At 67.7% G+C, this 13,689-nt stretch carries 12 protein-coding genes and 2 pseudogenes; 5 read left to right on the top strand and 9 right to left on the bottom strand.

Annotated features, from left to right (window positions below; all coding sequences use genetic code 11):
* Window positions 1-12 precede the first annotated feature (12 nt).
* The 3 genes and pseudogenes from OG594_RS45780 to OG594_RS47310 all read right to left on the bottom strand — a co-directional run.
* Window positions 13-898: pseudogene (locus OG594_RS45780) on the bottom strand (IS5 family transposase).
* Window positions 856-1,260: a hypothetical protein gene (locus tag OG594_RS45775; protein WP_266608603.1), complete on the bottom strand. Its 405-nt coding sequence runs from the start codon at window positions 1,258-1,260 to the stop codon at window positions 856-858. The pseudogene OG594_RS45780 and the gene OG594_RS45775 overlap by 43 nt, the downstream one beginning before the upstream one ends.
* 33 nt (window positions 1,261-1,293) lie before the next feature.
* Window positions 1,294-1,506: pseudogene (locus OG594_RS47310) on the bottom strand (pRL2-11); the annotation flags it as partial.
* Window positions 1,507-2,132: 626 nt separating this feature from the next.
* Here OG594_RS47310 and OG594_RS45770 point away from each other — a divergent pair.
* The 4 genes from OG594_RS45770 (at window position 2,133) to OG594_RS47305 (ending at window position 5,245) form a co-directional block, all read left to right on the top strand.
* Window positions 2,133-3,347, top strand: a complete 1,215-nt coding sequence (locus OG594_RS45770) for an IS110 family transposase (protein WP_266608602.1) — start codon at window positions 2,133-2,135, stop codon at window positions 3,345-3,347.
* Window positions 3,348-3,867: 520 nt separating this feature from the next.
* Window positions 3,868-4,548, top strand: coding sequence for a hypothetical protein (locus OG594_RS45765; RefSeq protein ID WP_266608601.1), 681 nt, complete (start codon window positions 3,868-3,870; stop codon window positions 4,546-4,548).
* A gap of 35 nt (window positions 4,549-4,583) precedes the next feature.
* Window positions 4,584-4,712 (top strand): hypothetical protein, encoded by a 129-nt coding sequence (locus OG594_RS45760; RefSeq protein ID WP_266608600.1) that lies wholly within the window; start codon window positions 4,584-4,586, stop codon window positions 4,710-4,712.
* A 116-nt stretch (window positions 4,713-4,828) separates the two neighbouring features.
* On the top strand, window positions 4,829-5,245 hold the full coding sequence (locus OG594_RS47305; protein WP_323185496.1) for a helicase associated domain-containing protein: 417 nt from the start codon (window positions 4,829-4,831) through the stop codon (window positions 5,243-5,245).
* 635 nt (window positions 5,246-5,880) lie between these two features.
* On the opposite strand, the gene OG594_RS45750 is transcribed toward OG594_RS47305, so the two are convergent.
* The 5 genes from OG594_RS45750 to OG594_RS45730 all read right to left on the bottom strand — a co-directional run bounded on the left by OG594_RS45750 (window position 5,881) and on the right by OG594_RS45730 (window position 10,541).
* Window positions 5,881-6,603 (bottom strand): hypothetical protein, encoded by a 723-nt coding sequence (locus tag OG594_RS45750; RefSeq protein WP_266608596.1) that lies wholly within the window; start codon window positions 6,601-6,603, stop codon window positions 5,881-5,883.
* Between the two features lie 716 nt (window positions 6,604-7,319).
* Window positions 7,320-7,604 (bottom strand): barstar family protein, encoded by a 285-nt coding sequence (locus OG594_RS45745; RefSeq protein ID WP_266608906.1) that lies wholly within the window; start codon window positions 7,602-7,604, stop codon window positions 7,320-7,322.
* A 419-nt stretch (window positions 7,605-8,023) separates the two neighbouring features.
* Window positions 8,024-8,386, bottom strand: coding sequence for a DUF3883 domain-containing protein (locus OG594_RS45740; RefSeq protein ID WP_323185494.1), 363 nt, complete (start codon window positions 8,384-8,386; stop codon window positions 8,024-8,026).
* A 1,094-nt stretch (window positions 8,387-9,480) separates the two neighbouring features.
* Window positions 9,481-10,176 (bottom strand): hypothetical protein, encoded by a 696-nt coding sequence (locus OG594_RS45735; protein WP_266608903.1) that lies wholly within the window; start codon window positions 10,174-10,176, stop codon window positions 9,481-9,483.
* A 164-nt stretch (window positions 10,177-10,340) separates the two neighbouring features.
* Window positions 10,341-10,541 (bottom strand): hypothetical protein, encoded by a 201-nt coding sequence (locus tag OG594_RS45730; RefSeq protein ID WP_266608594.1) that lies wholly within the window; start codon window positions 10,539-10,541, stop codon window positions 10,341-10,343.
* A gap of 180 nt (window positions 10,542-10,721) precedes the next feature.
* Here OG594_RS45730 and OG594_RS47300 point away from each other — a divergent pair, with 180 nt between their 5' ends.
* Window positions 10,722-11,093 (top strand): hypothetical protein, encoded by a 372-nt coding sequence (locus tag OG594_RS47300; RefSeq protein WP_323185478.1) that lies wholly within the window; start codon window positions 10,722-10,724, stop codon window positions 11,091-11,093.
* A gap of 617 nt (window positions 11,094-11,710) precedes the next feature.
* Here OG594_RS47300 and OG594_RS45720 read toward each other — a convergent pair.
* On the bottom strand, window positions 11,711-13,633 hold the full coding sequence (locus tag OG594_RS45720; RefSeq protein WP_266608592.1) for a WD40 repeat domain-containing protein: 1,923 nt from the start codon (window positions 13,631-13,633) through the stop codon (window positions 11,711-11,713).
* Between the last annotated feature and the right edge of the window lie 56 nt (window positions 13,634-13,689).

Below are 13,689 nucleotides of genomic sequence, written 5' to 3'. Positions count from 1 at the left end.
GTGCCAGCTCCTTCACTCCGATAGGGACCGGAGCCAGAGCCGAATGGCTGCGACGGTGACGGTGCCGTGAAAGATGTAGGCCCTCTTGTCGTATCTCGTCGCGACCGCCCGGGAGTTCTTGAGCGCGTTGATGGTGCGTTCCACTTCGTTCCTGCGCTTGTAGATCGTCGTGTCGAAGCCGGTGGGCCGGCCGCCCCTGCTGCCGCGGTGCTGGCGGTTGGCCCGCTGGTTCTTCGGTTCGGGGATGATGTGCTTGATCTGGCGTCGGCGCAGGTAGCGGCGGTTCCGCCGGGATGAATACGCCTTGTCACCGCCGAGTTGATCGGGCCGGGTCCGGGGGCGTCCACCGTCCGGGCGGGCGACACGGACACGCTCCATCACGGGAACGAGCTGCGGTGCGTCGCCCCACTGACCCGGCGTGATGAGGAAGGCGAGAGGCCGGCACCCCCCTCACCAAGCAGATGAATCTTGCAGGTCAGCCCGTCCCGGGAGCGTCCGAGCCCCTCATCGGGGCGGTGCTGCCGGGGCGTCCGTCTTCCCGGAACCCGGGGTGGCTTCTTGCGTGCTCCGGCGGCGTTCTGGTGAGCGCGGCAGGACGTTGAATCCACGCTCGCCATCGACCAGTCGATGCAGCCCGTCGCGTCCGCGTCGGCCAGGACGGCCTTGAAGATCCTCTCGCACATGCCGTCCGCAGACCAGCGCCTGTGCCGCTCGTACACAGTCTTCCACTTGCCGAAACGCGCAGGCAGATCCCGCCACGGCACCCCGGTGCGCTGTCGGAAGAGAATCCCGTTGATCACCTGCGATGACTGTCCCAACGCCAGCCCCGCTGCCCGCACTTCGGCAGATGCTGCTTCAGCCGCAACCATTCCTCATTCGTGAGATCTCCCCGCCCCATGAACATGCCAACGACTTGAACCCGGGACAGGTCACATGATCCGTCGGACAGGCCCTGAGCGCGTCGACGGCCGGGGAGACCTTCGGGTCGCCGGACTCGCGGATCTTCTCCCAGGAGCGGGCGAGCTGCCGCAGCGTCGCGTTGATCTCCTCGAGGAGGTTCAGGATGCGCAGTCCGATGGCCGTGGGGTCGGCGTCGATGCCCAGGGCGGCGGCGATCCGGGTTCGCTGGCGGCCGATCTGGCCCATCTGGCCGAGGGCGATGAGCTGGTCGTGGATGTCGGCGATGTCGCGGCAGTAGGTAACGCCGTCGATGCCGTGGGCCCACGGGTGGGAGATCTTCTTGGTGTCCAGGACGAACACGCGCGCACCGTGGTGGAGCATCTGGCAGGCGATGGCGCCCAGGGTGACCGACTTGCCGCCGCCCGTAGAGGCGTTGACGAGGATGTGCGGGGATTTCGGCGTCCAGGTCCACCGTGACGACCTGGTCTCCGGCGCCGATCCCGATGACGGGCGCGGACTGCGGTGCCCGCGCCACCAGCTCCCGGATCGTGGGGTCCTTGAAGGGGGCCTTCGCCGAGGGGCCGGGGGGCGGCGGGTCTTCTTCACCCGCGCGTACGGCTTGGACCCGGCCGGGTGCCGGGCGAACGTGACGCCCTCCAGGGCGAGCTTGTGCTCCACCAAATAGGCAACGGCCTCGCGGGAGAACGCAAGGCTCGCGGGCAAGTCGATACGGATCTCCGCGTCGTCGTCGCAATGTTCTTCGGGATGTGGAGGTAGCGGCGCGGGTCGGCCTGCTCGGCCGGCCCGAGCGGTCCCGCCAGCGCCTCGTGCAGCGGGATCACCCACTCGTGCATCAGCTCCCGGCGCTCACGGGTCAGCCACACGTACGCCACACCGTCCACCGCCGCGGCCGACGCCGCGCCGATACCCCGGACCCCGGCATCGCGAGGGTCTGGTTGTGGGTCTCCCCCGTTATGTTTTTCGCGGTCCTGCAATGGGGCTGCTGGCCTCCGGGCCCGGTATGACTGTGTCCCCTCTGTCGAACGAATGACCTGGGGGGTGGTGTCGCCGGGCCCGGGAGGTGCCGTCGGAGACGCTGATGAGAGACCCGGCCACCGCCCGGCCCGGCGCAATGCCGGGCAGAGACGTGGGCGGCAGGTCTGCATAACGTGGATGCGCGAGCACGGTGCCACCGCCAAGGCCGGCACGGTCAACACCTCTGGAGTCGTGCGATGTTAGACACCGAAGGCATAGGCGTCTTCCTCGGGATGGACGTCGGCAAGACGGCCCACCATGGCCACGGGCTCACGCCGGCCGGGAAGAAGGTCTTCGACAAGCCGATGCCCAACAGCGAACCGAAGCTGCGGGCCGTGTTCGACAAACTCAAGGCCAAGTTCGGCACTGTCCTGGTGATCGTGGACCAGCCCGCCTCGATCGGCGCCCTGCCCCTGACCGTCGCCCGCGATGCGGGCTGCGAGGTCGCCTACCTGCCCGGACTCGCGATGCGACGGATCGCCGACCTCTATCCGGGAGAGGCGAAAACCGACGCGAAGGACGCCGCGGTCATCGCGGACGCCGCCCGGACGATACCTCACACTCTGCGGTCGCTGGAGCTGACCGACGAGATCACCGCCGAGCTCACGGTGCTGACCGGCTTCGACCAGGACCTCGCGGCCGAGGCCACCCGCACCACCAACCGGATCCGCGGGCTGCTGACCCAGTTCCACCCCAGCCTCGAGCGGGTGCTGGGCCCGCGCCTGGACCACGCCGCCGTCACCTGGCTCCTCGAGCGCTACGGATCCCCGGCCGCACTACGGAAGGCCGGCCGTCGCAGACTCGTCGAGGTGATCCGGCCCAAGGCCCCGCGCATGGCCGCCCGGCTGATCGACGACGTCTTCGACGCCCTCGACGAGCAGACCGTAGTGGTCCCGGGAACCGGCACCCTCGACGTGGTCATCCCGTCGCTGGCCCGCTCGCTGGCCGCGGTCCACGACCAGCGCCGGGCCCTGGAAGCCCAGATCAACAGCCTGCTGGAGGCGCACCCTCTTCACCAGGTCCTGACTTCGATGCCGGGAGTCGGAGTCAGGACCGCCGCCGTCCTGCTGGTCACCGTCGGCGACGGCACTGGCTTCGCCAGTGCCGCCCACCTCGCCTCCTACGCCGGCCTCGCCCCCACGACCAGGTCGTCGGGAACCTCGATCCATGGTGAGCACGCACCACGAGGCGGAAACCGGCAGCTCAAACGCGCAATGTTCCTCTCCACCTTCGCCTGCATGAACGCCGACCCGGCCTCCCGCGCCTACTACGACCGGCAACGAGCCCGCGGCAAAACCCACACCCAGGCCCTCCTCCGCCTCGCCCGCCAACGCATCAGCGTCCTGTTCGCCATGCTCCGCGACGGCACCTTCTACGAATCCCGGACCCCCGACGTCACTCTCGCCGCATGACCACCCCAAACACCCGCATACCAGGCACCACTTCCTTGACGAAGGACATAGAGACACCCCCCCACCTCCCACACGCTCTCCGCGGTGGCCACGGGGTCCCGGCCGGCCAGGTAGCCGCTCTCCACCACCCCCGCCCCCAGCGCGAGATGGAACGACAGGCGCCGCCACCGCGCCCGGTAGGAGCGGGGCGGGACACGGCCCTTCACCTTCGGCAGAACCCGCGTCCCCGTCCGCCAGAACGTGGCGTTGGTCTTGCGTATCCCGTCCAGGTCCCGGCCCGCGAGGATCCTTCCGATGCCCCGCGCCACCGACTCGGAGTCTGCTTCCAGCTGCTTGTCGAACATGCTCTGCGCCACGGCCGCGCCTCACTTTCACTGTGTGTCCGGGCACTTCACCCCCGAAACCGGACAGCTCCAGTTCACGGCCGTACGCCTGTGGATAAAGTCGGTCGACAGAGAGCCGCGCTGCGCGGCGGATACGCTGGGGTACCGCCTCTGACCACGAAGAATGTGACTGCGCCGTGCCCATAGCCCCCTTCCGCCGGATCTGGATGAACATCTGGGCACAGGCCTCGGCCAGTGACAGTGCGACGCTCACCGAAGCGCTCACCACAGCCCTCTCGCCGTACGGCGAGGTGCTCGTCACAGCAAAGGGGCCGTACTGGCGGACTCCGGAAATGCTGGAGTTCCAGGTGTCGCTCGTACCCTCCGGAACCACCGCGGACTGCCTCCACGCCCTAGGGTGCGCGCAGGATCCGGAGGGCCTGTGGCGGGACTGGGAGCAGCCCAAAGACGGCGGTGTGTTTCAGCACCCCGCGGTATACGGCGTGCAGGTCGGCGAGGAGGAAGCCTCCGCACCGCCCTTGTTCAGGGCCGGTGACATCGTGGTGATCCGTGACTGCGCCGACGCCCGTGCGGAGGGACTGGCCGGAGCCGAAGCCGTCGTGCGCAGTGCGGGCTACGACTCCGACCAGCCCGACCCCCTGCTCCGCTGCTGGTACCACTACGTGATGCCCGAGGGCCGCGACACCCTGGAACCCTTCGACGAGAACGACCTCCAAGCCACTGGCCGCCGCGTCCCCGCCACCGGGCAGCAACCGGCCCGCCTCAGCATCAGTGCCAAAGGCGTCATCACGCAATCGTTCGCACCCCGAACGGGGCTCTGCCCGGGGGCTGCGACCGGCTTGGAGACCTCCGGGTAGGGCCATCGGCGGAGGTGGTCGTCCAAGGTGGGGCGATGCGCGTACGCAGACCCGGTGACATCACTGACGAAACGATCCAGGCCGTGAACGAGGCCCAGCGGCAGGGACTACAGAAGGACCTGCGTGCCGTCGCCGCACGGATCCGCGCCTCCGCCGAAGCCTGATGGTCGGCCTGAGAATCACATGGCCATTCGTCACTCGTGTCAGCACCAGCGCGTCATGGCCCGTCAGTGTGAACTACCAGGTCACTGGGGCTACACCGCTGACAACCAGCTGACGAATCTCCACTGACACTCCCCCGCAGAGCATCGTATGGGACATCGCCGACCCCGGCTTCGAGGCCAACCTCGGCGCGGCGCGGGCCTACCACCAGCTGTACGAGACCCTGGCCGCGCCGCGGGGCGCCACCGCGCTCGACCAGGCCGTCGGGCAGTGGCTCACCCACGTGCGCCGGCCGGGTGGGCTGGGGAAGGACCCCGACCGGGCGCAGCGGCGGGCCGCGGCGCTCGCCGCGATCGACCCGGACTGGAACCCGGGGACGCTGGGATGGACGATCGACTGGCAGCGGCACTACGCCTACCTCGCCCAGCTCCTCGCCTCCGGGGCGCGGCTGACCGCGATCGTCCCCGGCGTGACCCGGCACGGGGAAGAGTCGGACGGTGGCTCGCTTCGCAGTGGAGGGGCTGGGACCGGCTGAACGCCGAACAGCAGCACCGGCTCGCCAGGCTCGGCGTGAAGAAGGCTGTGCGGGCCCGCAAGGCGGCGACGAAGACGGCTACGGCTGTCGGTTCGCGCGTGGGCGGAGAGGCCTTCCAGAGAGGCTTGGAGGCTCTGCGGCAGTACATCGCGCGGGGGGCGGTCTGCCGGGGCGGGCCGTCGTCGAGCGGCTGCCAGGCGGGGACGTTCGCCGCGTCGGGGTGTGGCTGGCCAATCAGAAGCAGCGCCGCGACCGGCTCGACCGGGCGCAGCTCGCCGCTCTCGCCGAGCTGGGCGCTGACAGGGCGCCCGCGCCCCGCTCTCTTGGTGGGCGCGGCCTGCTGTCGGTGGGCGGGGACGGCGGCTTCGGCCGGAGCCGGCCCGCCGGGGGCCATGGTGGGGGTGGAGCGGGAGCAGGCCGCCATCGGGGAGACCCACAGCCGGGACGCGGACGCGGGCGACGCGGAGGGCAGCATAGTTAGGGCGTTCAGGGTCGCGTCCACGCGGCGGCCCACCAGAGCCGTGCCCGTAGCCTGCTTCCAGAAGGTGTCGGCCTTCAGACGGTTCAGGTGCTGGGCGACGGTGTGTGCTGTCGCTCTCGCGGATGCCTGGCTGCTTCTCATAGCTCCCCGCCGGTCAAGCCAATCCGGCAGGGAGCTGCGATTCGGCATCGCCTTCAGGGTCGTTGCCGGCGGGCTCCGGGAGCTTGTACCGCAGTAGCTCCCAATGAGACTTCACTTCGGCCAGATCAGCTACAACAACAGCGAATGCGACGATCAAAGCGCCTATAGAGGCCCCAATGCCGCCTAGGTCAATCGCAATGGAGCACAAGGAGAACAGTACGACCGTGAAGCCGACATACAGCATTGATTCGCGGAGTATGTAGTTCCAGTGAAAGTCTTCGCGCCTGAGGCATATTGGCCCGGCGAGCAACAGCATCGCCCCACTGAGCAGCAGGGCCAAGGTGCGATCAGATATCCCGGACTCGATACCCGCGTCGCTGACTGCAATGAACAGTGCTGTCCAGGCCGCAAAAGAGACTGAACCGCCAACTAGGCTGACATCCGTCTGACGCTGTGCGAGGAACCTAAAGTCGTTCGCCACCTTCTCGATATAGGCATCGAGCTCGTCATCGATGTCGTCATCTGGCTGGCGTTGCACCTCGATATTGGCTGAAGTCGCGAGCAGTGCTTCACGGATGGATCCCCGGCCAGAGCGCCTGTAGCGATACAGGTAGTAGATCACCCATGACACGCGAGCCACCAGCACAGCAGCTAGGAACGCGAAGAGCACGAACGGTGCTGCTGCAACGAACGATTGCCCGGTGATCCAGCAAGATTGCGCCGCGGATGAAGGCATCACTGGTCCTGTCACGGAGGGCACTTTGGCTGATGGCAACGACCTGTGTAGCTAGGAACACCATGCTTTGCGCATGCTCTCATGACATAGGGGCCCTTTTGGAGCTCAAGGCCCAAACCTGCGGCGCTCGCGAAATACTTCTGTGCGCTGTCGGGGTCGCCGTCAGCGAAGTAAGCGAGTGCGACGTCAGTTGTAGCGGCCATCGCCGCAGCCCGCAGGGCAGTCTGATCTTCTGCTCCGTACTCTTGGGCATTGTTCAGTGCGTTCAGGACGTCCACTGCCGTCTCGATCGCGTTCCCGAACTCACTGCGATTAATGTACGTCGCAACCTGGATCCTCCCCCGGCTCGCTTCGTCAAGAGCCCGTACCAACTCGTCAGGTTCCAACGCGTCAGGTTCCGGGTTGGAGTGTGCTCCAGCCATGGCAATCCCTCCGCCTGTTGGCAGAAAGTAGAACGTGCAAGCTGATTTAAAGGGAATAAATGCAGAGAACCGACCGGGCAGCCGCCAGCATTTTTGCAGGAACCGCGAGCGGCGCCTTCACCCTGTCTTATGAGGCGCTCCGTTCAGTCTACTCGGTAGCACTGGGCGACACGATCTCAGCGTCATATAACCGCTCATCGTGGAAGGCTTCGTCACGGTCACCGTCTGAGTGGCCTACCACCTTCGGGATCGAACATAAGCACGTTTGCCACCCTTTCCGTCGAGCGCCCGCTCTCAGCCGTAGGAGTGGGGCTCACCGTCGGCGTCGACCATGAAGTTGGCCCGCCAGGCGCCCGCGCACAGGGGCCACACGAGATCACCGAGGAATTCCACGTCCAGCAACGGGTCCGCGCCGTCGATCAGCACCGCGACGTCCTGCTTACCGTGCCCGAGCCCGTGCCAGTCGCCGAGGCAGTCCACCATGGCGTCCCAGTCATGCCCGAAGTAGCCGGGGAACCCCAGCTCACGGGCGAACGCCCGGTACAGACAGCCCTTCTCGTGCAGCTCCTTGCCGTCCAGGCGCAGGACGATCCCACCCCCGGGCCCACAGCTCGGCCTCGGCCGCGGCCAGCCAGGGGTCGGACCCGCGCCGGGCTCAGCGGCGGGCCTCCGCGATCGTCCCGAGTGGAACCCGGGGACGCTGGGGTGGACGGTCGACTGACAGCGGCACTACGCCTACCTCGCGCAGCTCCCGGCCGAAGGCGCACACCTGACGGCCGGCGTCCCTGGTGTCCTGGCTGGCCCCCACCGACCTCGAGGCGCCTCCACCGACCGGCTCATCCTCGCTGGCATCGTCACCGGCAATGCGTCAGACCGTCCTCCTACTCACGCTGACATCGCCGTAACCCGCCCTTTGCGCCTTGATGACACCGTGCTCGCCTCACGCGCCGGTGGCGGCGATGGCGAGTCGCAGCGCCGAAGAGGCGAAGGCGCACTTTTCACGCGGTGGTTTCCGGGAGTCGGTATTCGTACTTGCGGGGCCGGAGGTCTTCTTCGGCGGGCTCCCAGTCGGTGTAGTGGGAGACCGTCCCTCCGCTGGCCGTGTAGGGCTCGGTGTGGGTGTCGACCGGGATGTCGCTCACGACGTAGAGATCGACGGTGTTGCCCTTGTCCCACGCGTGGAGGACTTCGTTGATGGTCAGCTCCACGCTCGTCGCGGCGCCCATGGTGCCTTTGACCTCGATGTGGCGTTCCTCCGCGCCGCGGGTGCAGCGTGGGTCGTAGGGCTTGCCGAGCTTCTCGATGGTCCAGCCCTGGTTCTCGTTATGGGTGATGGCCAGTTGTTCGGCGTGTTCCTCGATGGTCTTGCGCTTCTTAGGGTCCGAGATGTAGCCGGCGCCGCGGCGGCGGCGCTGTGGCTTCTTCTTGCCGTCGACCTGGTCTGCGGTGAAGCCGGGTGACTGGTCCAGGGGGACGTCTTCGGGTTCGTCGGGGTCGAAGGGGATGCCGGCGTTTCCGGCAACCGCCCCGTGTTCATGCAGGTCAGAGAGCTGTGGAGAATTTCAGGCTCGGAAATTTCAAAAACTCTTCAATCACGTGTGACATTCGCAGGTTTCCCCGCACATCAGCTCGTACAACTAGCCAACTACTTCTCGGGCTCGCTCGCGAAGCAGCTCGGCTCAGACCAGAACCGGGGAGATCTTTATGCATACGGATGATGAGATCGCGCAGGCCGTCGACACCTTCCTGGCCGACGACCGATCGGCCCGAGTCGAGCAGGACACCGCTCGCGTCCAGGAGCTGGCCAACTACGGCTTCGACGGGCCGGTGTACAAGGTGTTCCGGGACGAGATGTGGGTGGAGAGCGAGCCTGTCCTGAAGGGCATGCTCCGCAGCGGCTCCCTCGGCCGGCTGGCCATTCAGCGCCACCTGAAGCGGGGCATCACGCTGTGGATCAGCGCCGACGACTCCGCCACCCTGAAGGCCGACGAAGCCGCCCGAGACGAGATCCTGCTCGAGATGCAGATCAAGGCGCTGGAGACGTTCCGCCGCAAGACGCTGATCGAGAAGGGCTGGGACCCGAACCACCACGGCCCCCGCGGTGCCAGCTGCCTGATGTCGTACTACATCGGCACGTGCATCTGGGAGTTCGGGCGGGTGTTCAAGAACTGGGCGCAGCGGCGGGTCCGCTGGCACGAGTTGCACGCGCTCTGCGACTTCGGGGAGGAGACGCCGGGCGGGCGCCGGGGGCTCGCGGGTCTGCTCCAGGCATCCGGTTACTTGGCCGAGCCCGAGGGCTTCGTCACCGTCTTCGAGGAAATCCTGGACGAGCAAAAGTGGGAGACCCGGGCGGTCGTCCGGATGACCATCGACGGGTACTCGAGCGCCGAGATCGCGGACAAGCTGAAGATCACCAACGCGGCGGTCCGCATGCGCATGAGCCGCCTCCGGGGAGTCATCTACCAGGCTGCCCGGGAGCGGCGTATCTGGATTCCCGCCCAGCTCCACACCAAGCCAACCTCGGCAAGCAGCAGGGTGCCGCGTGAACACTCCCTCCCCCACGACCCCGCCCAACCCGCCGACCCCGACCCCGGCTCCGGCTCCGGTACCGGTACCGGTACCGCCCGTCGGAAATCCGCCCGAGGGTCCCGCGACCAGCACTGCGGACTCCGGGCCGGTCGCGCTGGTTCATGTTCTTCACGAGGATCCCCTCGACGCCGGAGACGTCCGTCCAGTCCTCCAGCCACTCCCGGGCCTTGTCCGGGTCCGTGGTCATGGGACACAACGTCCACGGTGCGGTCAGTGCGCGGGCCGCGAAGAGGACCTCCAGGCGTCGGCGGCACTCGGCGTAGGGCAGGGCTAGCAGCTCGATGCCGTCGATCTGCAGGGCGTCGAAGGCGATGAAGAACTCGGGGGTCTTCGCGGCGAGCGCGGTGGCGGTGCGGCCGCGGGCGGCGGCCCGGCGCTGGAGGGCTTCGAAGGACAGCCGGCCGGCTGCGGCGTCCCAGACGACGAGCTGCCCGTCGAGGACCAGGCCCTCGGGCAGTTGCTCGGCGGCCGCGACCAGGTCGGGGAACCGGTCCTGGACCAGGGAGCCGCGCCGGGTCTGCAGGAGCAGCCGGCCGCCGGGGCCGGCAGGGGTGAAGAGGATCGCGCGGTGGCCGTCGAACTTCTGCTCCAGGGCCAGGCCGCCCGCCAGGACACCGGGTCCGGGGACGGACTCAGCAGCCTAGGCGAGCATCGGCTCGAAAGGAGGGGGCAGGACCACTCGGGGTTGGCCTCCCTCACCGCCGCTCCGGGCCTGGTCTCCCAGCGTCACCGGCCGGACGCGGTCCGGCGCGCCGCGCGGGTGTCCGTTTCGCCTGAGACGAGCCGGGCCACGGCGGTGAGCAACTCCTCTGGAGCATTGGTGATGTAGGAGGCGGTGAGCTCGACTTTGGTCTGTCGATCTTCAACTGTGCAGGTGGCCCAGCCGCGTACGTCGAGCGTCCAGGCCATGCGCATGCCAGTAGTCACGTCCGGTCCGTACCGAGTGGCGTTGGCAGTATGCCCGGCGCGGGAAGGGCGAGAACGCGGGCGAGGGCGGCGGTCAGAGGAGCGGAGTGGTCAGGTAGGTGCTCGGAAATCCAGTCCGCTGCTGCCCCGAGGAAGTCGGTCAGGTCGCGCTCGGCGCTGGCGAGCAGATGGCGGAGCCCGGTGACCGACAGCTCGATCACGGGACTGTCGTTCCGGTCGGTGCCGACGGTGAGGCGGATGGTATCCCCGAGGCTCGGCCAGCGACGGCTCCGGATCGTGGCCGTACCCGATTACGCCGGTGCCGTCGGCGACCTGGTACCAGTCGGGCCAGTCCTCCAGTCCGTCACAGCAGCCGGGCGAGAAGGCGATGCCCGTGGAGTTGTCCGTGACGCGCAGGCCGCCTGCCGCGTAAAGGCTGTCGATGTTCAGCAGTCCGTGGAGGAAGCCGCTGAGAGGCTCGGCCGGCCGAGGTGGGAGGTCGTCATCGTCTGTGGGGTCCACGTCGTTGCAAGCGGCGATACGCATGAGCGCCGTCCCGATCTCGGCGGGTGAGAGCCCACCACTGAGCGGCAGGAAACTGAACTGTTCGGTCTCGGCGACAGGCCAGAGGTCGAAGCCATCAGGGGTGTTCATCTCCAGGACGGGCTGCATCACGATCACCAGGCGAAGTGTTCCCCATCCGTCGCCGATCTCGCCTCCCGATTACTCCGAGCGTCCGCGTCTTCGCCGGTCATTAACCAGCTAGCGACTGTTCAGCGGCCAGGGGCGAGGCTTACTGGCAGATACTGCCCAGGCCGGCTGGGGCCGGACAGTTCGGCCCATCTTCGATGAGACGGATGGGGCAGTGGCCCACCTTCACTGAGACAAACCGTCGTCGACCCGCCTTCGCTGAGACAAGTCAGTGGCCCCCGGGGCCTTCGTCTTGTCTGCCGGCACAGGGCAACACAGGTCTCTGATGGCTGTGGGCTCGTGTTCGTGCAGGTCAGGGCTGCAAAGCACTGGCGTGTTGCAGCGCCGATGTTGCACGGCCGAGCGGGTGCGTTGCAGTCGCTGGTCCACCGGCCGCCCGGTGGACCAGTGGTGGCGCGGTCGTCACCGCTTGGGGTGGCGCGTTCTCCGCGGCCGAGGGTGCCTTGCCGGGAAGCGACCGCGTGTCTGGGGCAGCAAGTTCAGCACGTCTTCCGGTAGGGGACGTCGGGGATGTGGGCCTTCCACTGCTCTTCGGTGAGGCCGCCCGATCTGGCGCAGAGGTCCCGGATCAGCTGTGCCGGGGCGATCGTGTGGGTGTAGATTCTGCCGTCCTTGTCCACGCTGGTCAGTGCCGAACCGTCAGGGGCGAAGGCGACCGCGACGATCTCGTCCACCAGTCCCGTGATCGGGACGCCGAGCTGGGAACGGGTGCGGCTGTCCCACAGCTTGATCTGGTACCCAGGCTCGGACTTGTGCACGGTGGCGAAGAGCCGCCCGTCGGGCGAGGCGGCGGCGCCCCTGTCCTGTGCCAGGGTGGGCGCGGACACCGAGCCCGTACGCAGGTCATCCCCCGCCGGCTGGAGCGTCCGGGCGTCCCAGAGCCGTATGTAGGGCCGGTCGCCGCGAGGGTGGGTGTACAGCATCGTGCCGTCGTCGCTGATGGAGTCCACATCCATGCTCGCGGCGCCCTTGGTGAGGACCTCCCCCGAAGGGAACGCGACCCTGCCGAAGTGGGGTGCGGCTATCACGGACTTGCCGTCGGGGGCGAAGAGGACGGCCCCTTCGCTGCGCGGGGGGCCGAGGCTGGCACGCACCTCGCGTATGAGGCGCATGGTGGTCAGGTCCCAGAACGAGAGGATGTTGGTCTCGTCCTTCAGGATGACCTGTACGGCGAGCGCGGTGCCGTCCGGTGAGAACGCGAACCCGATCGTGGCTCTGTCAGTCCGGTCCGGCTCGATGACGGGCATACTGCCGAGCATCGAGGCCTTCTCCTTTGTCGTGTCCCAGATCTCGACCTCGGTGCCGTGGAGGGCGGCGAGCCGCTGCCCGTCACGGCTGAGCTGGACGTGCCGCAAGCTGTCGCTCGCACCAGACGTCACGGTGGAGCGCCTGGTCCGCGACAGGGGCGACCAGATCTCGGCTTCGGAACCGCCGACGAGCGCAAGAGTGCGCCGGTCGGAGCTCACCGCCCCTTCCTGGTAGTACTGCTCCGTCCCCGCGGGAGGCTGGACGAAGGCCCTGATGTTGAGCGACCGGACGATGCCGTCGGTTCCCACGCACCGAAGCGTGGAGCCGTCGGGGGTGAAGCGCAGCGCGGTCGCGGGATAGCACTCGCTCTGGGTGGTCTCGTAGCGCAGGATCGGGGTCTGCGTGTACGAGTTTTCCCAGACGACCGCGTTCTGCACGAGGTACCGGCCGTCATGGCTGAAGTAGACCGGGTAGTCCGAGTTCTCATCGGCGCCGCCGAGCTCGATGCCAGCGCGCCCCTTGACGCGGCCGAACACACTGATCTTGCCTCCCTTCACCTTCAGGGCGGCGGATTTCCCGTCCGGGCTGAACACCACCGGCCCCTGGGTGTCGCCAGCCTTGATGTCGGCCTCGGGGAGGGGCAACTCCTTCATGGTGCTCGGGTCGTACCAGGTGAAGGGAAGGCCCTTGTCCCCGCCGGGCAGGGACAGCACCGCCTCGTCCGGTGAGAACGAGGAACCGGCCAGGAGGAAGGCCGGTCCGCTGGCACTGGTGGAGAACTTCTTGTCCCCGGTGCGGGCGTCCCAGACCGTCAGGGTGGACTTCAGGTTCTCGTCCAGGAAATCGACCATGAGGTAGGTGCCCCGCGGGCTGATCGCCGTAGCCGGCCAGTAGCCGCCGGCCTGCTTGGCCGTGGGATAGGCGTGCAGGTCACGGGGGCGGCCGGTGGCGGCGTCGATCAGGCGGGTGTACCCGTCGTCGGAGCTCACGGCAGCTGTCCTGCCGTCGTCGGACAGGTCGACCGAGTGAACCTTGGCCTGGGCGGTGTAGGAGCCGCTTTTCACGCGGGTCTGGACGTTCCAGAACTCGACGCGGGTGTCCAGGGCGGTCACCAGGGTCTGCCCGGAACCGTCCAGATCCGAGGCCGTCGCCACGAAGTCCGGCAGCCTAAGAATTTATCTCATTTGGGCTTCGCGGGTAGGCTGTCGGT

Source organism: Streptomyces sp. NBC_01214 (assembly GCF_026340975.1).
Classification (GTDB): Bacteria; Actinomycetota; Actinomycetes; order Streptomycetales; family Streptomycetaceae; genus Streptomyces.
This window is presented reverse-complemented; position numbering and strand designations above follow the sequence as displayed.